We start from the raw sequence: 21,380 nt of genomic DNA, 5'->3' as shown, positions 1-21,380 counted from the left end.
GGAGGAAGAAATGTCGTCCAATCTGTTCAACCCAACCAGGAGGCAATTCCTTGCCGGAACCGCGGCGCTCACCGCTGCCGGCCTTGTGGGGCTTCGCCCCGGCCTTGCCGCAGGCCTCGACTGGAAACGCTTTGCCGGGACGACGCTTGACGTCAATCTGGTGAAAAGCCCGCGCAGCGACACCATCCTGAAATATCTCGCCGAGTTCGAGGAACTGACCGGCATCAAGGTCAATGCCGAGGCCACGCCCGAGCAGCAGCAGCGCCAGAAGACGGTGATCGAGCTGAGCTCGGGCAAGCCGAGCTTCGATGTCGTGCATCTGAGCTACCACGTGCAGAAGCGCCAGTTCGAGAAGGGTGGCTGGCTGGCCGACATCGCCGGCTATCTCGCCGATCCGTCGCTCACCGACCCGGCGCTGATCGAAAGCGACTTCGCCGAAGCCGGCATGCTGTTTGCCAAGGACGGCCAGGGCGTGCTGCGCTCACTACCCTTCTCGGTGGACTACTGGATCCTCTATTGGAATAAGGAGCTGTTCGAGGCCAAGGGCCTCAAATACCCCGAGACCTTCGAGCAACTGGTGGCCGCCGCCGAAGCGCTGACCGACCCGTCGACCAATACATACGGCTTCGTCGCCCGCGGGCTCAAGAACGCAAACACGCCAGTGTGGACGTCGCTGATGCTCGGCTACGACATGACGCCGCTCGATGACAAGGGCAAGCTGCGCACCGAGGCTCCCGAGGCGATCGAGGCTGCCGCGCTCTATCAAAGATTGATGACCAAGTCCGCCCCTCCGGGCGTCACCGGGTTCAATTGGGCCGAAGCACAGTCTGCCTTCCTGCAAGGCAAAATCGGCATGTGGCTCGACGGCGTGGGCTTTGCCCCGCCGATGGAAAATCCGGAAAAATCGAGAGTGGTCGGCAAGGTCGGTTACGGCGTCATGCCCAAGGGTCCCAAGGCGCATGCCTCGGGTACCTTCGGCGACGGGATTGGCGTTACCGCCGCCAGCGAGAAGAAGGAGGCCGCCTATCTGTTCTGCCAGTGGGCGGTATCGCCAGCCATGGGCGCGCGGCTGTTGCAGGCCGGCGCCGGCGTTCCATTCCGCAAATCCGTGCTGGAGGATCCCAAGGTGCGCGAAGGCGTCACCATGCCGGCAAGCTGGCTCGATGCCGTGGTCGGCTCGGGCAATATCAGCCGGCTGGCGCTGCCGGTCATCATCCCCGTCACCGAATTCCGCGACATCTATGGCGTGGCGCTGACCAACATGATTGCCGGCGCCGATCCCGCCGCGGAGCTGAAGAAGGCCACTGAGCAGTTCCAGCCGGTTCTCGACAGGAGCGAGCAGGGCTGATGTCAGCCACCACCCCAGAACAGACCGGGGTGACGATGCCGGTTATCGACGGGAGCCAGACGATCCGGCTGGCTCCCAACTACTGGCCCTTCGTTGTCCCCGCACTCGTCGTCGTCGGCGCCGTCATCGTTTTCCCCTGGGCTTTCACCCTGTGGATGAGCGTCAATCGCTGGACGCTCGGCCAGTCGCGGAGCTTTGCCGGGATGGAAAACTATCTCCGCCTGGCCAGCGACCCACGGTTCTGGGAATCCCTTGTTCATACATTGACCTACACCTTCCTCTCGGTTGCAGCGCCGATGCTCCTGGGCACTCTGGCCGCCCTGATCTTCGATGCCAGGTTTCCGCTGCGCGGCTTGCTGCGCGGCGTCTTCGTCATGCCGATGATGGCAACGCCCGTTGCCGTGGCACTGGTCTGGACCATGATGTTCCATCCTCAGCTCGGCGTGCTCAACTACCTGCTGTCGCTGGTCGGCATCCCGGCTCAGGAATGGATATTCAACGCCAACACGGTCATCCCGTCGCTTGTTGCGGTCGAGACCTGGCAGTGGACGCCGCTGGTCATGCTGATCGTGCTTGGCGGGCTGGCCTCGGTGCCGCGCGAGCCCTTCGAAAGCGCCGAGATCGACGGCGCCAATGCCTGGCAGCAATTCCGCTATCTCACTCTGCCGATGATCGCACCGTTCCTGATGATCGCGGTCATCATCCGCACCATCGATGCCTTGAAGAGTTTCGACATCATCTACGCGATGACCCAGGGCGGCCCGGGCACGGCGTCGGAGACCATCAACATCTATCTCTACAACACCGCCTTCTCCTACTACGATATCGGCTACGGCTCGGCCATGGCCGTGGTGTTCTTCATTGTCATCGTGGCCCTGTCCTTCGTGCTGCTGATGCTGCGCCAACGCTCGCAGTGGATCGATACGGAGGGCAAATAGATGAGTTCACGGCTACTCAACCAGATCGGTCTGTTTTTCGCTGCCCTGGTTTTCGTCTCGCCGGCGATCCTGTTCTTCCTCTGGATGATCTCGCTGTCGCTGAAATTCGAGATCGACAACGGTGCCTATCCGCCGATCCTGATCCCGGAACGTTTCGCCTGGTCGAACTATGTAAAGGTGTTCGAGGAGAACAATTTCCTGCTCTATCTCTGGAATTCGGTTCTGGTGACCGGCACGGCGACCTTGCTGGCGCTGCTGATCGGCGTACCGGCCGGCTATGGCATCGCACGGCTCAAGGCTGAACGATCGGCGGTCGTCATCATGATCGCCCGCATGACGCCTGGGCTATCCTATCTCATCCCGCTGTTTCTGCTGTTCCAATGGATCGGGATACTCGGCACGCTGTGGCCGCAGATCATCATCCATCTGGTGGTGACGGTGCCGATCGTGGTGTGGGTGATGATCGGCTATTTCGAGACCACGCCGATGGAACTGGAAGAGGCGGCCAACATCGACGGCGCCAGCTCCTGGCAGGTTTTCCGGCTGGTTGCCCTGCCCATCGCCAAGCCGGGCATCGTCGTCGCGTTCATCCTGTCCGTGATCTTCTCGTGGAACAATTTCGTCTTCGGCGTGGTGCTCGCCAGCCGTGAGACGCGCACCCTGCCGGTCGCCGTCTACAACATGCTGTCCTACGAGCAGGTGAGCTGGGGGCCGCTCGCCGCGGCGGCGCTGGTGGTGACCCTGCCGGTGCTGATCCTGACCATGTTCGCGCAAAGGCAGATCGTCGCGGGGCTGACCGCCGGCGCCGTCAAGGGCGGCTGAGGGGCGCGCCCTGACATCACTCTTTTCCAGGAAAGATCCAATGGCATCGGTAACGATCAACAACGTGCAGAAGGCCTTCGGGGCCACCAAGATCATTCACGACGTCAGCGTCGATATCGCCGACGGCGAGTTCGTCATCCTGGTCGGTCCGTCGGGATGCGGAAAATCGACGCTGCTGCGCATGATCGCAGGCCTTGAGACGATCTCCGGCGGGAAGATCGCCATCGGCGAGCGTATGGTCAACAATCTGCGGGCACGGGACCGGAACATCGCCATGGTGTTCCAGAATTATGCGCTCTATCCGCACATGACTGTGGCCGACAATATGGGCTTTGCCCTGAAGATCAAGAAAGCCGACCCGACCGATACCGCTGGCCGGGTCAGGAAGGCAGCCGGCATCCTCGGCCTGGAAAAGCTGCTTGACCGCTATCCGCGCCAGCTTTCGGGCGGCCAGCGCCAGCGCGTCGCCATGGGTCGCGCGATCGTACGCGACCCGCAGGTTTTCCTGTTCGACGAGCCGCTCTCCAACCTCGACGCCAAGTTGCGCGTCCAGATGCGCGGTGAGATCAAGGCCCTGCACCAGCGGCTGGGTACCACGACGATCTATGTCACGCACGACCAGATCGAGGCGATGACGATGGCCGACAAGATCGTCGTGCTGCATGACGGCCTGGTCGAGCAGATCGGCGCGCCGCTGGACCTCTATGACCATCCGGCCAATCTCTTCGTTGCCGGGTTTATCGGCTCGCCCGCCATGAACTTCATTGCCGGCCGCATCGAGGAGGGCGTGTTTCGCAGCGCCGGCGGGTTGGTCCTGCCGTTGCCGGAAGGCGCCCAGCCGGCGGATGCCGCAGGACGCGAACTCGTCTACGGCATTCGCCCGGAACATATCCGGGCGACGGGACAAGGTATGCCGGGCACGGTCACGCTTCTCGAGGCGACAGGCTCGGAAATCTTCGCCAGGGTCGACTGCTCCGGTGAAGAAATCTCCTGCCTTTTCCGAGAAAGGCTTGCGCTGAAGCAAGGCGAAGGGGTGCGGATCGAGATCGACCGCGCATGTGCGCATCTGTTCGACGCCGAAACTGGTCGGCGCATCTGACTCGGTGGTCCGGTGAATGCGTGGTCGGCCTAGGTCGGCAAAGCGAATTCACCGGCGAGTTCGATGGCGCGGCCTTCGCGGGCCGATCTCTCGGCGGCGAGGCCCATGACGACGGCCCACCAGCCGTCTTGCAAGGTCACTTCCACTTTGCCTTGCCCGCGCACCGCAGCGGTGAAGCGGGCGTGCTCGAAATAGGTCGAACCATTATGGTCGCCTGCCTCGAGCAGCCGGGGGTCGACGGGAATCTCCAGCAGGCGTGGTCCAGGCGGATTGCGCGGGCTGACGATCAACTGGGGCACTGGCGCAGGGCCAAGGTGGGTCGGCCAGAAACGGCCTGGTCCGGGCACCAGACATTCGATCTTTCCGTCGCCGCCGACAGCGCAGAGTTCCTCCTGGTAGCGGCTGCCCTGGGCAAACATGCACAGTTCCAGCATGGCGCGCGCGCCGCTCGCGAAATCAGCCAGCACATAGCCATGGTCAACGATATCCGGCCTCTCACCGCCATAGCGTTCGTCGAGATGGTTTACGGCCTGTCCAGCGCTCGCCATCACGCGGACGGGGTCGGATCCGAGTATCAACCGCATCAGATCGAAGAAGTGGCAGCACTTCTCGACGAACGTGCCGCCGGTGTTGCGGTTGAACCGGTTCCAGTCGCCGACCTTCGTCAGAAACGGGAAGCGGTGCTCGCGGACCGTCAGCATGCGGATGCCGCCGGTGGCGTGGCGGGCCTGCTCGACGAATGCGGCGACGGGAGGCATATAGCGATATTCCATGGCCACCCAGACGAGCGGAAGCCGAGCTTTCAACGCCGCGATCCGCCCCTCGTCGGCGGCCTCGGTGAAGGGCGGTTTTTCCACCAGCACCGGCAGCGGTCGAAGTGCGGCGATCTCCTCCATCTGACTGAGGTGATGGTGGTTGGGGCTGGCAATCAAGACGCAGTCCACCTCGTCCATGGCCAGCAGTTCGGCGATCGACGCCGCCGATCGCGCGCCCGACGCCGTCGCCAGCGATGCTGCCAACATGCCGGGGTCCGGCTCGAAGATCGCTGCCACATGCGCGTCGGGCAACAGGGCGATGTTGCGGATGTGCTCGCGGCCGATCATGCCGCAGCCGATGATGCCGTAGCCGATCGATGATCTGGTCACGCTGCGACTTCCTCCGGCCTATCTGAAACGCGTGACGTACCGCGCCGCGCCCGGATCGAACCAGCTGCGGGAATATTCCGCGCTGGCGCCGTCGCCAGCCCAGGCGATACGTTCAATGAAACCCACAACCGTCCCCGGCGGTGGCCTGAACTCGAGGGGGGCCCAGTCCGGCGCGGGCGCGACGGCGACATGGTCTTCGGCGCGAACGATCGAAAAGCCGAGCGCGAGCCGGTAGTGGAGATAGAGGGATTCCGACAAGTCCTCGCGCTTGAGCCGCTCGGCGCGGCTGGCGTCGAGCCAGATCTCTTCGACCGCGGCCGGCTCGCCGTCGAGCCGCCGCAGCCGGCGTATACGGTGGGCTTCGCCGGCGCTGCCGAATTGCGGCAGGTCGGCGGGCTTGGGCAGCCGCTCGATGGATAGCACGTCGGCGCTCGGCAGGCCGCCACCGCCGATGCGCTCCAGGCGAAAGAAGGCATAGATCCCGAGCAACTCGCCGCGCGCCCGCACATAATTGCCCGAGCCCTGGATGCGATCGAGAAGCCCCTTTTCCGTCAAATCGGCAAGCGCGCGCCTGAGCGTGCCGACGGCAATCCCCAGGCTCGCGGCCATCTCTCGCTCGGGCGGCAGCCGCGCCCCGTCGGCCAGCCGTCCGGCCGCGATTTCGCGGATCAGCATTTCGCTGGTCTGCAGGTGCACAGGCAAGGGGCCGCGCATCTGGCTGGACCGGTGGCCGGGGTCCGCCCTTGTCAAATGCATCCGGTGCTCCAATCGCATCCCGGTTTCGGGTTTGGCCGCAAAAAATTGATACAGTATTGATCTACACAAAAACGAATGCTACGCAAGCCCTATTCGCAGCTCCGGACGTCATTGAAGAGTGGCCCGGACGTCTTTTCTGAAGAGTGGCAATGAGCATCGTCCCAATCACTTCGCCGGACCTCGACGCAGCCGAAGTCTCGTGGTTCGCCGCACTCTGCTCGGATGACTATCGGTATCTCGGCGTGCCGCACGGCGCGCTGCGCTCAAGCTGGGCGCATTGCTCCGAGATCGTGAAAACGTCCGAGGAACTCGGTTTCCGCAACATCTTGTGTCCGTCGTCCTATCAGGTCGGCCAGGACACGCTGAGCTTCGTTGCCGGCTGCGCGCCGATCACGTCGAAGATCAATCTGCTTGCCGCTGTGCGCTGCGGCGAGATGCAGCCGATCATGCTGGCGCGCACGATTGCCACGCTGGACCACATGCTGGAAGGCCGGCTGACGGTGAACATTATTTCGTCGGACTTTCCGGGCGAGACAGCCGACAGCGCCTACCGCTATCAGCGTTCGCGCGAGGTGGTGCAGATACTGCGCCAGGCCTGGACCAGCGACAGCATCGATTTCGAGGGCGAGGTCTATCGCTATAAAGGGCTCTCGACGGCGCCGGCGAAGCCTTATCAGCAGAATGGCGGCCCGCTGCTCTATTTCGGCGGTTATTCGCCCGACGCGCTCGAGCTTTGCGCCGAACAGTGCGACGTCTACCTGATGTGGCCGGAAACCAGGGAGGAGCTCGCCGGCCGCATGAGAGCCGTCCACCAGCGCGCCGAGCGTCATGGGCGGACGCTCGATTACGGCCTGCGCGTCCACATGATCGTGCGCGATACCGAGGCCGAGGCAAAGGAATATGCCCGGGAGCTGGTTTCGAGGCTGGACGACGAGCAGGGCAGGGCGATCCGCGAGCGCGCGCTCGACGCCCGATCGCTCGGCGTATCGCACCAGGCCAGGAACCGCCAGATCGCCGATGCCGAAGGTTATGTCGAGCCGCATCTGTGGACGGGCGTCGGGCGGGCGCGCTCTGGCTGCGGCGCGGCGCTGGTGGGCTCGACCGATCAGGTTCTGTCGGAAATCGAGGCGTATATGAAGATGGGGATCCGCGCCTTCATCTTTTCCGGCTACCCGCATCTCGACGAGGCGCGTCATTTCGGCACCAAGGTGTTGCCTCAGCTCAAGACATGCTCGCTCCCGCACGCCTATGGCCGTGTGCCGGAACGGATCCCGGCGACACCACTGGGAACGGGAGAGCGCCGCTGATGGAGCATGTTGTGTGTGATCCCCGCCTTTTGCGCAACGCCTTTGGGCGTTTCGCCACCGGCGTCACGGTCGTCACCACCGGCACGGCCGACGGCCCGGTCGCAATCACTGCCAACAGCTTCTCATCCGTGTCGCTCAATCCGCCGCTGGTGCTGTGGTCTATCGGCCGCCACTCGCGCCGGTTCGAAGCCTTCGCCAATTCCGCGCACTACGCCATTCACGTGCTGGCGGAAGATCAAATCGATCTGTGCTGGCGTTTTTCGAAGTCGGGGACGGACTTTGCCGATCTTGACCTGTCGTGGAGCGAGCACGGCGTGCCATTGCTGCCGCGCGCATTGGCGCGGTTCGAATGCAGCGTCGCCGACCGCTTCCCGGCTGGCGACCATATGATCCTGCTTGGACGTGTCCTTGAACTGCAGACGCAAGAGGGTTTGCCGCTGCTCTTTGCTGGCGGCAAGTCGCGCGCTCAAGAGGCCAGTTGATGACCGCCGGCGCCGCTCCGGGCTGGTGCCGTCGATTGGCGCACCACGAGATTGCAGGCAAGTTCGACGCGACGTGGCGGCGACCCCGAATGGGCCATGTCGTCGAGCAGCAGGCTAAGCGCAGCCGATCCGATCTCGCGCATAGGAATGTGCATCGCCGTCAGCGGCGGGTTGCAGAAGGCAGCGAGCGGCAAGTCGTCCATACCGACCACGGACACATCGCCAGGCACCGAATATCCGGCCTCCTGGACGCCGGCGATGGCACCAAACGCCAAGCTGTCGCCAGCCGTCAGCACGGCGGTGAAATCGAGGCCGCGGGCCGCGATGCGCTCGGTCACGGCCCTGCTTGCAAGTTCCGGCAACCAGTCCTGCACCTCGACCACGAAGTCGTCGAAGCCGGCAATGCCGGCCGTGATCAGCGCGTCGCGCCAACCTTCGTAGCGCCGCTCGATCGTGCGCCGGCCACGCCGCATCAGGAACAGGATGCGGCGGTGGCCGAGGCCGATCAGATGCTGCGCGGCAAGCATGGCGGCAGAGCGATTGCAGGGCGTCACGCTCGAATGGCGCATCGAGGGATCGTCGCCGTTGACGAGCACGATCGGCTTGGCGAATCCGGCTGTCAGCGTCAGCACATCGTCATCGTCCAGCGTCAGAAACAGACAGCCGGCGACGCTGTCATCGCGCTCGGATTCACGCAGCAGCGCGATTTCGTCCTCGGGCGCCGAAACCGGCCGGGTCACGAGTTCGACGCCCAGCAACCGGGCGCGCTCGTTGAGCCCATCAAGGACATGGTAGGTGAACTGATTGCGGGCACTGTCCACCATTGCCACGCTGCTTGCGGCCAGGATGACCTTGCGGCCGGCAACCGAGGCGGGAATGGCATAGTTCATCGACTTCGCCGTTTCGATGATCCTGGTGCGAAGCTCGTTCCTCACGCCGCCGACTCCGCTCAGCGCACGAGAGGCGGTGCTGACCGACACGCCGCAACGCGCCGCGATCTCCTCAAGTCGAATGCGGCGGCTGGGGCGGCCGCGCTTGCCCTGGATACTCATGCGCTCCGTCACCTCCGCCAAAGTCATCCGATTAATGCAAAAAATTTTCAGATTGCGCAAGAAAAATGGCTGTGAAACAGTTCTGATGAAGCGGGAGAAACGGGAGGAGTTATGCCGCTATCGGCCGAACGCCTGAATTCCGCGCTTGCCAGCCTCGTGGCCGGCATGACCGGCTTGCGTCATGACGGGCGGTTCCATGAGCCGAATCTCGACGGCACGCCGGGCGACTATGTCAGCTTCGACAGCTGGGAATGGCCGCAGGGCGTCGGGCTCTACGGGCTGGTTCGGCTGTGGGCGCAGACCGGTGACGATCGGCTGCTGCAGACGATCGAGGCTTGGTACGACCGACGCATCGCTGCCGGTCTTCCGGCGATGAACGTCAACACCACCGCGCCTCTGTTGGCGCTAAGTGAATTGTGGCGGCGCCGGCGCCAGCCGCGCTTCGAGCCGGTCCTGCGCGAATGGGCCGAGCAGGTAGTCACCGCCTTGCCGCGGACGCCGGAGGGCGGTTTCCAGCACGATGTTTCGGATCGGGTCAACGACGACGAATTGTGGGACGACACGCTGTTCATGGTGGCGCTGTTCCTCGCATCCTACGGCCAGGCTGCCGGTCAGCGTCGCTTCGTCGAAGAAGCAGAAAGGCAATTCCTGGTCCACGCCCGTTATCTCGCCGACCCGGCATCAGGGCTGTGGTTTCACGGCTGGACCTTCGCGGGACGGCACAATTTCGCCCGTGCGCGTTGGGCGAGAGGCAATGCCTGGATTACCGTCGGTATCCTCGAACTGGTGGAGTTCGCCGAAATTGCCCCCTCGGTCCGGGCCTATCTGCTCGGCGTGCTGGAGACGCAGATCAACGCCCTGCTCGAGGTGCAGGCAGGTTCGGGCGCATGGCACACTCTGCTCGACGACCCGACGTCTTACGAGGAGATTTCCGCCACGGCCGGCTTCGGCTACGGGTTGATGAAGGCCGTGCGGCTCGGAATCGGCTCGACAGAGTGCCGTGCCGCCGGCCTCCGCGCGTTGGCAGCCGTGGTGGCGAACATCGATGACAAAGGCGTGGTGGCGAACGTGTCCTATGGCACACGCATGGGCGCCGACCTGCAGTTCTATCGCGATATACCGATCCATCCGACGGGCTACGGGCAGGCGCTGGCCATTCTGTGCCTGACCGAAGGGGCGCGGCATCTGCAGTCGAAGGTGGAGGCGGCATGATGCGGACGCTCTATGGCGCGTCGCCGGGCGATATTGCCGGTATGGACACGGACCGGCTGAGGGCCGAGTTCTTGGTCGACGGCTTGTTCCGGCCTGGCGCGATCGAATTCGTCTACACCCATGTCGACCGCATGATCGTCGGTGGCGCGGTGCCGCTGGCCAACCCGCTGGCATTCGGCAACGGGGCCGAAGTCGGCACGCCGCTCTTCTTTGACGCGCGCGAGATGGGCATCGCCAATCTCGGCGGCAATGGTGCGGTCGCGGTGGACGGCCGGCGCTTTCCCGCGGCTAACCGCGACATCGTCTATGTCGGACGCGGAGCGCGTGAGGTGACGCTGGAGAGCGACGATCCGGAGAGGCCGGCACGCTTCTACATGAACTCGGTGCCGGCCGGCGCCGATATTGCGCACCGTCTCATCGTCAACAGCGAAGCCAAGCCGCTTGTGCTCGGCGAGGAGGCCCGCGCGAACAGGCGCACGCTGCGCATGTACATCCATCCCGAAGTGGCCCCGTCCTGCCTCTTGCTGATGGGGATCACCGACCTCGCGCCGGGCAGTGTGTGGAACACCATGCCGCCGCATCTGCACGAGCGGCGCATGGAAGCTTATTGCTACTTCGACCTCGCCGAGGCCGACCGTGTAATCCATCTGATGGGCCGGCCAGACAAGACGCGCCACCTGATGGTCGCCGACGGTGACGTTGTCCTGTCGCCCGCCTGGTCTATCCATATGGGTGCCGGCACCGGCCCCTATGCTTTCGTCTGGGGCATGACCGGCGAGAACCAGGCCTACACCGATGTCGATCCAGTTGCCGTGAAGGATTTGCGATGAGCGAGGCCGCGCAAAGCGTTCGGACGGACTTTACGCTGCGCCGGCCGCTCATGGCGGGGCAGCCAATCGTCTATTGGCGGCTCGGGTCTATCGCCGAGCAACGCTACGATGTGGCCGACCAGCCCATGCAAGGCGAGATGGATCCCTTCTTCTTCCTGACCAAGCACAAGAATTTCATTCCCCATGAATATCCGTGCCGCACGCAGTTCGCAGCGGAACGACGCGGCAAGCGACCACAGGTCAGCGCCGAATTCGGCGCCGAGCGCATTTGGCTGCCCTTCGCCTCGCCGCGCATCGACCTATCGGGCTTCTGGTTCCGGCCGACGGTGCTTGGAACCTGGGCCGAGACCACCATCGAGGCGGCCTCGACTGGCGAGGTGATGGTGCGGCTGCGCACATGCGGCGGCGCCATACTCTTTGCCAATGGTGAGGAAGCCGGCTGGATGGCGCCCTACGGCCGCAATCTGGAAAGTGCCGAGCACTTCAAGATCGCGCTGAGGGCCGGCCGCAACGACATTCGCATATGGTTCGACGATCTCGCAGAGCGCGACGCCCGCTACTATTTCCAGCTCGACTATCTATCCGGTCCGGCTGCTTCGGTCGCACTGCCGATCGAAGTCGAGAGCGGCGTTGCCGATGCGATGGAAGCAGCCCTCGACGACATGCATTTCGAGCGTCCCGCCTATGACGGCGGCGAGGTGGCGCTTGTCACCGGCGTGGCCCTGCCGCGCGACGCGCAAGTCGAGGTCGAGATCGAGGGCGATTTCATGTCGATCGAGACGCCGGTGCGCTTCGCCTTCGATCTGCCGGCGGGCCAGACGCGGCTGCCGATCGCCGATACCGAGCAGCTGCCGGCCGACTTTCGCCATTTCAAGGTGGCGCTGACGGTCGCAGACCATGCCGTATCGCGTGTCTTCGGCGTCGAGATATGCCACGCGCGCCGTCAGGGCGATGCGCCGGAAACGCTTACCGCGCGTATTAATGAGGCCTTGCGTGAGGTCGCCGGTCACGCCGAGGCCGACACCGTGCGCGCACTGGCGCGCCTGGCGATCGGCCAGCAGGGCGCCGAGACCGACGCCATGATCTCCGGTACGCTGCCGGCGATCGAGGATTGTCACGATTGCGCCGACTTCATCCTGGTGCCGCTGCTGTGGTGCCGCAAGGCCTATGGCGATCGGCTGGAAGTGAGCCTGCGCGCGCGCGTCGACAACGCCATCCTCGGCTATCGCTACTGGATGGACGAGCCCGGCAATGATGTGCAGTGGTACTTCTCCGAGAACCACGCGTTGCTCTTCCACACCGCCGCTTATATTGCTGGGGGCCTGTTGCCTGATGTGCGGTTCGTGCGGTCGGGCCGCCTTGGCCGCGAACAGTCCGCGGTGGGAGCCGCGCGGGTGCGGGCCTGGCTCGACCATTTCGAGGCATGGGAGATGGCCGAGTTCAACTCGGCGCCTTATTTTCCCATCGACCTCAAGGGCCTGTGCGCGCTCTACGCGCTGGCCCCGGACAAGGACATCGCCGAACGTGCCGGCAAGGCAATCATACGCCTGCTTGAAATCGTCGCCCGCTCGGCGCATCGCGGCATCCTCACCGGGGCGCAGGGCCGCTCCTACGAGCACACGCTGCGCGCCGCGCGTTCGCTGGAATTATCCGGCATCTGCCGCATGCTTTGGGGCAAGGGCAATTACGGCATGCGCTTTCATGCGCTGCCACAGCTGGCACTGTGCCTGCGGGATCACGATTTGAGCGTTCCGGACGGGTTGGCACCAATTGCTTCCCTCACCGACGATACGGCGTGGGAATGGACTTTCGCGCAGGGACAAGACCGCTTCGCGCGGCTCTACCACTACAAGACGCGCAACCATGCGATGGGCAGCGCCGCTGGCTATCGCTGGAATCAATGGGGTTATCAGGAGACCGTCATTCACGCCCGGCTGGGCAAGAATCCGGATGCGCAGATCTGGATCAACCACCCCGGCGAAGTGCTGCAGTCGGGATATGGCAGACCATCATATTGGGGCGGCTCAGGCACTTTGCCCCGGCTTCACCAATATCGCGACCTCGCCATCGTCAGCTTCTCCTGCTCGGATGAACAGCCCGACTTCACGCACGCCTGGTTCCCCGCACGTGCCTTCGATGCCGTGCAAGTGGGTGGCGATCGGGCGTTCGCGCAATCCGGCGACGCCTTCGTCATGCTGAAGACGGATGTGCCTCTCACGCAGGTCGTGGCCGGCCCGACCGCCGGCAACGAGCTGCGGGCGGCGGGACGCAGGACGACGTGGATCATTCGCCTCGGTGACCGGAATGCCAATCTGCCGGCGCTCGACGCCTGGGCGGACGCCTTTGCCGGCCTGTCGGTGCGGTCGGGTCCCGACGGCGAGTTGATCGTCGAGGATCCGGAGTACGGCACGGTGCATTTCCTCGCCGACGCAAGGATCGTGGCTGAGGGACGTACACTCGATCCGACCAACTGGACCGTGCGCGGTGAGGCGATGCGCATGAAGCACACAGAGTAGGGAGGAAATCGGCTGCGACGCTCAAGAGGAGAGGGCGTAGCGGCTTGAACTATCGGGGCGCCGCCCCGCTAAAGGAGGAGACGAAAGCATGAATAAGTCCCGCACTTTGCTGGCCGCGCTATCGGTCAGTCTGCTCGCATCGACCAGCGCGTTTGCCGGCGACGTGCGCATCATGTGGTATTCGGACGGTGTCGAAGGCGATGTCATCCAGGACATTCTGAACCGCTTCATGAAGGACAATCCCGACATCCACGTCACGCTCGACAACGTCGCCTACAAGGTGATCCAGGAGCAGCTGCCCATCCAGCTCGAAGCCGGCCAGGGCCCGGACATCGCCCGCGTCACCAACATCAAGGAGCTTGCCCAGCACTGGCTCGATCTCAGGCCACTGGTGGCTGACCCGAAATATTGGGAGGACAATTTCGCTGACACGCTGGACTGGATGCGCCCCGACGGCTCCAACGCCATCCCGGGTTTCATGACCCAGCTCACGCTCACCGGCGGCTTCGCCAACAAGACGCTGTTCGAACAGGCCGGCGTGCCGCTGCCCGGCGACAAGGCGACCTGGGACGACTGGATCAACGCCGCCGCCGAAGTGGCGAAGAGCCAGCAGCTTCCGGCTGCCTTCGCCATCGACCGTTCCGGTCACCGCATTTCGGGTCCGAATGTCTCCTTTGGAGCGAACTATATCGGCCCCGATGGTATGCCGGCGAAAGTGGACGACGGCACCAAGGCGTTCGTCGGCAAGCTCGTCGACTGGACCGCCAAGGGCCTGATGCTGAAGGATACCTGGGTGTCGGCGGCAGGCTCGACCTATCGCGCGGCCGCCGACGACTTCATCAACGCCCAGATCCCGTTCTACTATTCGGGCAGCTGGCAGGTCGCCAATCTGTCGACCAAGATCGGCGACAGTTTCGACTGGGTGGCGACCGGCTCGCCCTGCGGTACCGCAGGCTGTTCGGGCGTGAAGGGCGGCGCGGCGCTGGTCGCCATCAAATATACGAAGAATCCCAAGGACGTCGCCAAGGTCATGGATTATCTGGCCCGTGAAGACGTGGTGAAAGAGTTCAGCGAGCGCACGCTGTTTCTGCCCGCGCACAAGGGCGTCGTAGACAAGGGCGGGCTGAAATGGGTCTCGGCCGACAAGAACGTCGGTCCCGCGCTCGACAAGTTCGTCAAGGCGGCGGGCGAAACCCTGCCGGCGGCCGATGCAATGCCGCCGTGGAAGTGGGCCAACGCTTACTTTGCCGCGCTGGTGACGCGCGTCAGCCAGGTGATGGCCGGCGAGCTCAGCCTCGACGATGCCTGGGGCAGGATCGACCAGGATATCGCCGACAAGGTTGCCGAGGCGAAGTGACCGCCGCCGCGACACTGAAGACATGGATTGGCGCCGCCCTCGCGGCGCCGGTCGTGTGGCTGGCATCGATCGTCAACGTGCCGCTGAAGTTCTGGCAGCGCGCGACGGGCACCGGCGGCATGGCCGCGTTCTTCCTCGCCCCAAACATGGCGATCTTCGGCATTTTCGTCCTGGTGCCGATGATCATCAACTTCTTCTATTCGGCCACGTCGGGAACGGCCTACTTCCTGCAGGACCGAACCTATGTGGGGCTCGAGCAATACCAGCGCCTGCTCGATTGCGGCAACTATCTGGACACTGCCACTTGCCACGAGGATCTCTTCTGGAAGGCCGTGCACAATACCGGTCTGTTCGTCGTCGTGCAGGTGGCGCTGATGACGGTCGTGTCGATGGCGACAGCGCTGATCCTCAACCGCGAGATCGTCGGGCGCAGCTTCTGGCGCGCGGTGTTCTTCTTTCCGGTGCTGCTGTCGCCCGTCGTCACCGGCCTGATCTGGCGTTGGATCCTGCAGCGCCAGGGCCTGCTCAACCTGATCGTCCATGATATGGGCGGCGAGCCGCACAACTGGCTGACCGACCGTTTCTGGGCTTTCACCGCCGCCGTCAGCGTTTCGGTCTGGGCACATATGGGCTTCTATACGCTGATCCTGCTTGCCGGATTGCAGGCGATCCCGCGCGACCTTTACGAAGCGGCCGAGATGGACGGCACGAAGCCGGCGCGGGTGTTCTGGCGCATCACGCTGCCGCTGCTGATGCCGAATCTGCTTGTCGTCATCGTACTGACGCTGATCCGCGCCGTGCAGATCTTCGACGAAGTCTATGTGCTGACGGGTGGAGGGCCGGGAACCTCGACCCTCTATATCACGCAGTACATCTATGAGATCGGCTTCGCCTCCCTGCTGCGCAATCCGGGGCTGGCTTCGGCGGCTTCGATTCTGATGGGGTTGGTGCTGGTCGTGCTCACCTTGGTTCAGCTGCAGGTCGGACGCCGGGGTGAGCGGAAAGGAGCCCGCGAATGAGCGGCGTCATGACATTCCTGACCCGCCGGCGCGGCGGTCGCGGCTGGCATTGGACGGATATCGTGAGCTGGCTGTGGCTGCTCGGCGGTGTTGTCATCATGTTCGGTCCGGCCGTCTGGCTGGTGGGTTCGTCATTCAAGACGCCGGCCCAGCTTGCCGAGTTCCCGCCGACCATAATGCCTTATGTCAGCCAACAGGCGAGGGTTGAAGGCTACGACAAGCCGCTGGCCCTCTACAGGGTGAAGCTGCCGGATGGTTCGACCAAGGTGCTGGCCGAGGTGCGGCGCATCGGCATCATGGCGCAGATGGTCGACCCGCAGGCGCCGAACGATATCGTCAAGGTCAACATCGCCGACCGGCAGCCGGTGCGCGAAATCGGCTTCGCGACGGAGAACTACACCGAGCCCTTCGTCCATTTCGACTTCCTGCGCTATCTGCGCAATTCGGTTTTTGTGACGGCAATGGCGACGCTGATCACGCTGCTCACCAATTCGATGGCCGCCTTCGCCCTGTCGAAATACAAGTTCCGCGGCCGCGATCTGACGATGCTTGTGATCGTCGGTACGCTGATGGTGCCGCTGTCGGTCATCCTGGTGCCGCTCTATTCGGTGGTGGGCGCCGTCGGGCTGCTCGATTCGCTGTGGGGCGTGATCTTGCCGACGGTAGCGACGCCGACCGGCGTCTTCCTGCTGCGCCAATATATGCTGACCATCCCCGACGAGCTGCTCGATGCGGCGCGCATGGACAACGCTTCCGAATGGCAGATCTACTGGCGCATCGTATTGCCGCTTGCAGCACCGGCGCTCGCCGTGCTGGCGATCTTCTCGGTCGTCTGGCGCTGGAACGACTTTCTGTGGCCGCTGGTGGTGCTGTCGCGCAAGGAACTCTACACACTCCAGGTCGGCCTCAACACCTATGCCGGCCAGCTAAACGTGCAGTGGCACTACATCCTGGCGATGACCGTGGTGACGATGATCCCCGTCGTCCTCGTCTTCGTCTTCCTGCAGCGTTACATCACTTCCGGCATTGCCGGCACCGGGCTGAAGTGAGGATGTCATGGGACGGATAACGCTGACCAACATCGATCGCGCTTACGGCAAGATGAAGATCTTGCACGGCATCAATCTCGACGTCGGTGACGGCGAGATGCTGGTCCTCGTCGGCCCGTCGGGTTGCGGCAAGTCCACGCTGCTGCGGCTGATTGCCGGACTCGATCGGCCGACCGACGGCAAGATCGAGATCGACGGGGTCGACGTCACCAACGTTTCGGCCGCACAGCGCGGTCTGGCGATGGTGTTCCAGTCTTACGCGCTCTACCCGCACATGAGCGTGCGCCAGAACCTCGCCTTCGGGCTCGAAAACATCCGTATGCCGAAAGCCGAGATCGACGCGCGGATCACGGAAGCGACGCGCATGCTGGAAATTGCTCCCTATCTCGACCGCCGGCCCGGTCAATTGTCGGGCGGCCAGAAGCAGCGCGTGGCGATCGGCCGTGCGGTGGTGCGCAATCCGACCGCCTTTCTACTCGATGAACCGCTGTCCAACCTCGATGCCGAACTGCGCATCACCATGCGCGCTGAACTGGCGGGCCTGCACCGGCGGCTGGCAACCACGATGATCTACGTCACCCATGACCAGATCGAGGCGATGACGCTGGCGGACCGCATCGTGGTCATGCGCTCGGGGCGGATCGAACAGGTCGGCCGGCCGCTCGATCTCTACAACGCGCCGGCCAACCTGTTCGTCGCCGGCTTCATCGGCGCGCCGCGGATGAACCTGCTGCCGGTAAAGGTGCGTTCGGCAAGCGCTGGTGAGGTGCGTGTCGAAGGTCCGGGCGGGCTGTCGGCCTCGGTCGCGGCCGACGGGGTCGCGCTGAAACCGGGAGACGACGCGACGCTTGGCATCCGGCCACACGACATCCAACTTTCGGATGGCAGCAAGGGATCGGTGGAAGCGCGGGTAACGCTGGCCGAGGCGTTGGGACCGGAAACCGTTGTCCACGCCACCATTGCCGGCGACAGCAAACTCATCGCCGTTCTCAAGCAGCAGGGCGTTGAATCGCAAGGGCCGCCGATCAACCTCGCTCTGCCGCCGGAGCGCATGCATCTCTTCGATGCCGCCGGGCTGCGTGTCGCACCGCGTTAGCCGGCGGCAAGATAGCGGGTTGCTTTCATGAACCGTCGCAACTGCCGCACAGCGAACGCGTGTTGCGCGCTTGTCAAATAGGTGAACGTTAAGACAACCGAACTCTTCAAGAGGGCGCTCTCTGCGATCATTGCTGCCACGGTCTTCGGCAATACGGAGGTTCGCGCCGGCACGTTCGCGCGCCTGAGGAATCCGGCTGACTGATAATGCGACCTGTGCTGAGGTTCAGTACGAACCACCGATCAGGGCAGATGGGATGTTCGTCCGCGTGATAGCGGCGAGGCCGTGAAATCCGCGATCGTTCTGCAGTTCTGCTTTGTTGCAGAACCGCAGCTCGACGGAGACGTTCTCGTGAAACTGTACTGCGCACCGTGGGCTTCCAGCCTTGCCGAACATCTCGCTCTTCGGAAGACGGATACCTCCTTCGATAGCGAGCGCATCGACCGGGTGTCGAGGCAATCATGAGCCGAGCCCGCAAGATCGCAATTGCCATCGTTGCCCTTATGGTGATTCCAATGGCAGCTATTTGGAGCTGGCAATGGTTCACGAGGGGACGGTTCGAGGAAACGACCGATAATGCCTATCTCCGCGGAGACATTACCAGCATCGCTCCGAAGCTTGCCGGTTACGTCGTCGAAGTCGACATAGACGACAATGCCAGTGTGTCTAAGGGTGCTGTCCTGTTTCGCATCGACGACAGCGACTACAAGGCCAAGGCGGAGCAGGCGAAAGCCAACGTCGCCGCCCGGCAGGCGGAAATCGCCAACATCAAGGCAACTCGTGAACTGCAGGACGCATTGATCGCGCAGGCTGAGGCGCAGAAGCAATCTGCCGCAGCCGACCTGCAATTCGCCCGCGCCAACCTGAACCGCTACGTCACGCTGCAGAAGAACGGGACCGCAAGCGATCAGAAGCTGCAGGATGCGCAGGCCGGCCATGACAAGGCAAAGGCATCGCTGGACGGTGCAGAGGCCAATCTGCTGGCTCAAAAGTTGAAGCTCGGTGTCCTGGATGCACAATTGTCCGGTGCGCAGGCAGCCCTGTCGCAGGCACAGGCAGCGCTCGACCTGGCAATGCTCGACCTGGCCAACACCGTCGTGAGGGCCCCGGTCGACGGCATCGTCGGCAATCGCCAGATCCGTGTCGGCCGCTATGTCACCCCAGGGACGGCAGCCCTGGACATCGTTCCGGTTAACGATGTCTGGATCGTCGCCAACTTCAAGGAAACACAGCTGAGGCAGGTTGAGATCGGCCAACGCGTCCGCGTCATGGTTGATGAATATCCCGATCTGCAAATCGACGGCCTTGTCGACAGCTTCGCTCCCGGCAGCGGCGTGGCATTCAGCCTGCTTCCGCCGGACAATGCTACCGGCAACTTCATCCGCGTCGTCCAACGCGTGCCGGTCAAGATCAGGATGACGCGCAATCCGTTGCCCGGCCGCCTGGTTCCGGGACTCTCGGCTCGTGTTGCCATCACCGTCGGCACCAGGGATGCTCCGGCAGTAGCGCAGGAAATGCAGACAGGCGGGACCGCGGACGGGCGCTCAGCACAATGATGCACCTCGCCGAAACGGCGGCTGTGCAGCGCCATCCCGGCACCCTGCGCGCTTCCTTGATAGCAACCGGCGTCGTGCTGGCCGCCTTCATGGACGCGGTCGCATCCACCGCACTGTCCATCGGCCGGATCGACATGCTCGGCGACACCTACGCAACGTTGGACGAACTGGCGATGATCGACGTTGTTTTCATAGCGGCCAAGCTGACGGCGTTCCTTGTCGCTCCGCTTCTTGTGACGGCAGCCAGGCCGACCGCCTGCCTGCGCGCGGGGGTTGTCGCCCTTCTGCTGGCATCCGCGACCTTGACGTTGTCGGTGGACCTCACCTGGATTTGCATCTGCCGCATTGTGCAAGGGCTGGCCGGCGGCACAGTTCTCGTCGCTGGCCAGACACTACTGTTCTTTCGCTTCCCGCACCGGCATCAGCCCGTCGTTCAGGCGGTTTTTGCCGTAGGCGCCGTCATGGCTCCGACGACTGTCACGCCGGCCCTGCAGGGCTGGCTTGTCGACCATCTGACCTGGGAGTGGATATTCCTGAGCATCATTCCGCTCGGCATCGTCTCCCTTCTCCTTCTGGCGGCGGACGGCGATCGGACCTTTTGGCGGAAAACCAGGTTTCCTGCCGTCGAAATATTGTTGCTCGGCATCGGCGCCGCGCTTTTGACATACGTCCTGCTGCAAGGCAGCAGGTTCAACTGGTTCGACGACACCGACATCACCTTCCTTGCCGCAACCGGTGTGACGGCCGCCGGCCTTCTGGCCGTCTGGGAGACCCGCTTTCGTTCAGAAGGCTCACTGCTGGCCATCTCGCCCCTTGGCAATCCGGACTTTCGCTTCGGCCTTCTCGTCAGCTTCGTCGCCGGCTCTGCTCTTTCAGGCAGCGCCTATCTCATTCCGGCTTTTGCCCTCAACGTGCTCGATTTTACCGCCACGGGCGCAGGAGTGCTTCTGCTGCCCAGCGGAGCCATGCTCGCACTTGGACTTCTGTTGTCCGGCTTCGTCATCCAAAGGACCGGGATCCGCCCGATCACGCTTGCGCCATTTGGTATTCTCCTCTTCGCAGGCGCCATGTGGCTGCTGTCCGCTTCGACGAGCGGTAGCGGATCACCGGACCTGACCCTTGCTCTGCTGCTGCGAGGATTCGGCCTCGGCCTTCTGTTCGTGGCACTGACGCTGGTTACGCTGCAGCGCCTTGCCGCCAATGCGCTGCCGTTCGGCATCGGGCTGTTCAACTTCGGCAAGCAGGTGGGCGGTCTGACGGGCACAGCCCTCTTGCAAACGTATATTGATCACCAGAATGCCCACAATCGGACGATACTGGCGTCCCACCTCGTCAATGGCGATCCAGCCGTAGACCAGCGCTTGAGAGCCGCTGCGAACGCTCTGGCGAACAGTGTCGACAGCACTGCGGCGACCAAGGCCGCCCTGCCGCTGCTGCAGCGCGCGCTTGAGAAGCAGGCCGCCACGATCTCGTTCGACGAAGCTTTCTTCGCGCTCGTCCTGCTGTTCGCGGTCGCTGCGCCCTGTCTCATTGTCGCCAAACAATTGCTCGGCCGCCAAGCCGCTCCGCAGAACTAAAACCGCGTCCACGCCCTATACTTTGGAACAGATGTATTGGTCGGGAGAGGCTTCCAGATTATCTCATGAGCCGTGTCAACTGGACGAGATAGGGATGACGAATGCAGGGGTTTTTCCGGTTTCGCTCTGCAGCCAACGGAGAGGCAGGCGAGGGTCTTACCTGTCCGGCGCGCGCTTTCCAGCGGTGAGTGGCGCTGCCACTCTTTGATGCGTCATTCC

18 protein-coding genes are annotated in these 21,380 nt (G+C 63.5%); 15 read left to right on the top strand and 3 right to left on the bottom strand.

Translation table 11 applies throughout. The features are described 5' to 3' along the window. Positions 1 to 10: 10 nt before the first annotated feature. Genes NKH23_RS19370 through NKH23_RS19355 form a run of 4 tightly spaced genes read left to right on the top strand, consistent with a single transcriptional unit; the run spans position 11 to position 4,207 of the window. A complete protein-coding gene (locus tag NKH23_RS19370; protein WP_353016057.1) occupies positions 11 to 1,348 on the top strand; it encodes an extracellular solute-binding protein in 1,338 nt (445 codons plus the stop codon). A gap of 35 nt (positions 1,349 to 1,383) precedes the next feature. Continuing rightward, the gene (locus NKH23_RS19365; RefSeq protein ID WP_245274609.1) at positions 1,384 to 2,286 is read left to right on the top strand and encodes a carbohydrate ABC transporter permease; all 903 of its coding nucleotides are present in this window, start codon (positions 1,384 to 1,386) and stop codon (positions 2,284 to 2,286) included. Beyond that, complete coding sequence (locus tag NKH23_RS19360; protein WP_023674179.1) at positions 2,287 to 3,108, top strand: carbohydrate ABC transporter permease; 822 nt, start codon at positions 2,287 to 2,289, stop codon at positions 3,106 to 3,108. Between the two features lie 40 nt (positions 3,109 to 3,148). Next, on the top strand, positions 3,149 to 4,207 hold the full coding sequence (locus NKH23_RS19355) for an ABC transporter ATP-binding protein (RefSeq protein ID WP_352716491.1): 1,059 nt from the start codon (positions 3,149 to 3,151) through the stop codon (positions 4,205 to 4,207). A 29-nt stretch (positions 4,208 to 4,236) separates the two neighbouring features. Here the strand turns inward: NKH23_RS19355 and NKH23_RS19350 are convergent, their stop codons facing one another. Beyond that, positions 4,237 to 5,310 (bottom strand): Gfo/Idh/MocA family protein, encoded by a 1,074-nt coding sequence (locus tag NKH23_RS19350; RefSeq protein WP_502912365.1) that lies wholly within the window; start codon positions 5,308 to 5,310, stop codon positions 4,237 to 4,239. Positions 5,311 to 5,370: 60 nt separating this feature from the next. Beyond that, complete coding sequence (locus NKH23_RS19345; RefSeq protein WP_352716494.1) at positions 5,371 to 6,027, bottom strand: GntR family transcriptional regulator; 657 nt, start codon at positions 6,025 to 6,027, stop codon at positions 5,371 to 5,373. Positions 6,028 to 6,257: 230 nt separating this feature from the next. Here NKH23_RS19345 and NKH23_RS19340 point away from each other — a divergent pair, with 230 nt between their 5' ends. Both NKH23_RS19340 and NKH23_RS19335 read left to right on the top strand, forming a co-directional pair. Beyond that, positions 6,258 to 7,415, top strand: a complete 1,158-nt coding sequence (locus tag NKH23_RS19340) for an LLM class flavin-dependent oxidoreductase (protein ID WP_352716495.1) — start codon at positions 6,258 to 6,260, stop codon at positions 7,413 to 7,415. An 11-nt stretch (positions 7,416 to 7,426) separates the two neighbouring features. Next, on the top strand, positions 7,427 to 7,897 hold the full coding sequence (locus tag NKH23_RS19335) for a flavin reductase family protein (RefSeq protein WP_352716497.1): 471 nt from the start codon (positions 7,427 to 7,429) through the stop codon (positions 7,895 to 7,897). Here the strand turns inward: NKH23_RS19335 and NKH23_RS19330 are convergent. After that, positions 7,882 to 8,949: a LacI family DNA-binding transcriptional regulator gene (locus NKH23_RS19330; protein WP_352516539.1), complete on the bottom strand. Its 1,068-nt coding sequence runs from the start codon at positions 8,947 to 8,949 to the stop codon at positions 7,882 to 7,884. The two genes, NKH23_RS19335 and NKH23_RS19330, sit on opposite strands and share 16 nt — an antisense overlap. Before the next feature lie 111 nt (positions 8,950 to 9,060). Between NKH23_RS19330 and bglB the strand changes: the two genes are divergently transcribed. The 9 genes from bglB to NKH23_RS19285 all read left to right on the top strand — a co-directional run bounded on the left by bglB (position 9,061) and on the right by NKH23_RS19285 (position 21,161). Then, positions 9,061 to 10,161: a beta-galactosidase BglB gene (bglB, locus tag NKH23_RS19325; RefSeq protein ID WP_352716498.1), complete on the top strand. Its 1,101-nt coding sequence runs from the start codon at positions 9,061 to 9,063 to the stop codon at positions 10,159 to 10,161. Beyond that, on the top strand, positions 10,158 to 10,991 hold the full coding sequence (gene kduI / locus NKH23_RS19320) for a 5-dehydro-4-deoxy-D-glucuronate isomerase (protein WP_352716500.1): 834 nt from the start codon (positions 10,158 to 10,160) through the stop codon (positions 10,989 to 10,991). Before bglB ends, kduI begins: the two co-directional genes overlap by 4 nt. Next, positions 10,988 to 13,507 carry a hypothetical protein gene (locus NKH23_RS19315; protein ID WP_502908381.1) on the top strand — a complete coding sequence of 840 codons (2,520 nt, stop codon included), beginning with the start codon at positions 10,988 to 10,990 and terminating at the stop codon, positions 13,505 to 13,507. Before kduI ends, NKH23_RS19315 begins: the two co-directional genes overlap by 4 nt. 88 nt (positions 13,508 to 13,595) lie before the next feature. Next, positions 13,596 to 14,864: an ABC transporter substrate-binding protein gene (locus tag NKH23_RS19310; protein ID WP_352716502.1), complete on the top strand. Its 1,269-nt coding sequence runs from the start codon at positions 13,596 to 13,598 to the stop codon at positions 14,862 to 14,864. Then, positions 14,861 to 15,883: a carbohydrate ABC transporter permease gene (locus tag NKH23_RS19305; RefSeq protein WP_352716504.1), complete on the top strand. Its 1,023-nt coding sequence runs from the start codon at positions 14,861 to 14,863 to the stop codon at positions 15,881 to 15,883. Before NKH23_RS19310 ends, NKH23_RS19305 begins: the two co-directional genes overlap by 4 nt. Further along, a complete protein-coding gene (locus tag NKH23_RS19300; protein ID WP_353035160.1) occupies positions 15,880 to 16,932 on the top strand; it encodes a carbohydrate ABC transporter permease in 1,053 nt (350 codons plus the stop codon). Before NKH23_RS19305 ends, NKH23_RS19300 begins: the two co-directional genes overlap by 4 nt. Positions 16,933 to 16,939: 7 nt before the next feature. After that, entirely contained in the window at positions 16,940 to 18,028 is a 1,089-nt protein-coding gene (locus NKH23_RS19295; protein ID WP_352716507.1) for an ABC transporter ATP-binding protein, read from the top strand. Positions 18,029 to 18,489: 461 nt separating this feature from the next. Beyond that, on the top strand, positions 18,490 to 19,584 hold the full coding sequence (locus NKH23_RS19290) for an HlyD family secretion protein (RefSeq protein ID WP_502909144.1): 1,095 nt from the start codon (positions 18,490 to 18,492) through the stop codon (positions 19,582 to 19,584). Further along, positions 19,581 to 21,161, top strand: a complete 1,581-nt coding sequence (locus NKH23_RS19285) for an MFS transporter (protein WP_352912442.1) — start codon at positions 19,581 to 19,583, stop codon at positions 21,159 to 21,161. Before NKH23_RS19290 ends, NKH23_RS19285 begins: the two co-directional genes overlap by 4 nt. The last annotated feature ends 219 nt before the right edge of the window (positions 21,162 to 21,380 follow it).

This window comes from Mesorhizobium sp. M1328, assembly GCF_040318075.1.
Taxonomy (GTDB): Bacteria; Pseudomonadota; Alphaproteobacteria; order Rhizobiales; family Rhizobiaceae; genus Mesorhizobium.
Note: the sequence above shows the minus strand (reverse complement) of the source record. Positions and strands in the feature narration are given on the sequence as shown.

Bases quoted from the DNA above. Each gene is read 5' to 3' on its own strand.
- NKH23_RS19360 (WP_023674179.1), top strand. From the start codon at position 2,287: ATGAGTTCACGGCTACTCAACCAGATCGGTCTGTTTTTCGCTGCCCTG.
- NKH23_RS19340 (WP_352716495.1), top strand. From the start codon at position 6,258: ATGAGCATCGTCCCAATCACTTCGCCGGACCTCGACGCAGCCGAAGTC.
- NKH23_RS19285 (WP_352912442.1), top strand. From the start codon at position 19,581: ATGATGCACCTCGCCGAAACGGCGGCTGTGCAGCGCCATCCCGGCACC.
- NKH23_RS19315 (WP_502908381.1), top strand. From the start codon at position 10,988: ATGAGCGAGGCCGCGCAAAGCGTTCGGACGGACTTTACGCTGCGCCGG.
- NKH23_RS19345 (WP_352716494.1), bottom strand. From the start codon at position 6,027: ATGCTGATCCGCGAAATCGCGGCCGGACGGCTGGCCGACGGGGCGCGG.
- NKH23_RS19290 (WP_502909144.1), top strand. From the start codon at position 18,490: ATGAGCCGAGCCCGCAAGATCGCAATTGCCATCGTTGCCCTTATGGTG.
- NKH23_RS19355 (WP_352716491.1), top strand. From the start codon at position 3,149: ATGGCATCGGTAACGATCAACAACGTGCAGAAGGCCTTCGGGGCCACC.
- NKH23_RS19310 (WP_352716502.1), top strand. From the start codon at position 13,596: ATGAATAAGTCCCGCACTTTGCTGGCCGCGCTATCGGTCAGTCTGCTC.
- bglB (WP_352716498.1), top strand. From the start codon at position 9,061: ATGCCGCTATCGGCCGAACGCCTGAATTCCGCGCTTGCCAGCCTCGTG.
- NKH23_RS19370 (WP_353016057.1), top strand. From the start codon at position 11: ATGTCGTCCAATCTGTTCAACCCAACCAGGAGGCAATTCCTTGCCGGA.
- NKH23_RS19365 (WP_245274609.1), top strand. From the start codon at position 1,384: ATGCCGGTTATCGACGGGAGCCAGACGATCCGGCTGGCTCCCAACTAC.
- NKH23_RS19330 (WP_352516539.1), bottom strand. From the start codon at position 8,949: ATGAGTATCCAGGGCAAGCGCGGCCGCCCCAGCCGCCGCATTCGACTT.
- NKH23_RS19350 (WP_502912365.1), bottom strand. From the start codon at position 5,310: ATGATCGGCCGCGAGCACATCCGCAACATCGCCCTGTTGCCCGACGCG.
- NKH23_RS19295 (WP_352716507.1), top strand. From the start codon at position 16,940: ATGGGACGGATAACGCTGACCAACATCGATCGCGCTTACGGCAAGATG.
- kduI (WP_352716500.1), top strand. From the start codon at position 10,158: ATGATGCGGACGCTCTATGGCGCGTCGCCGGGCGATATTGCCGGTATG.
- NKH23_RS19300 (WP_353035160.1), top strand. From the start codon at position 15,880: ATGAGCGGCGTCATGACATTCCTGACCCGCCGGCGCGGCGGTCGCGGC.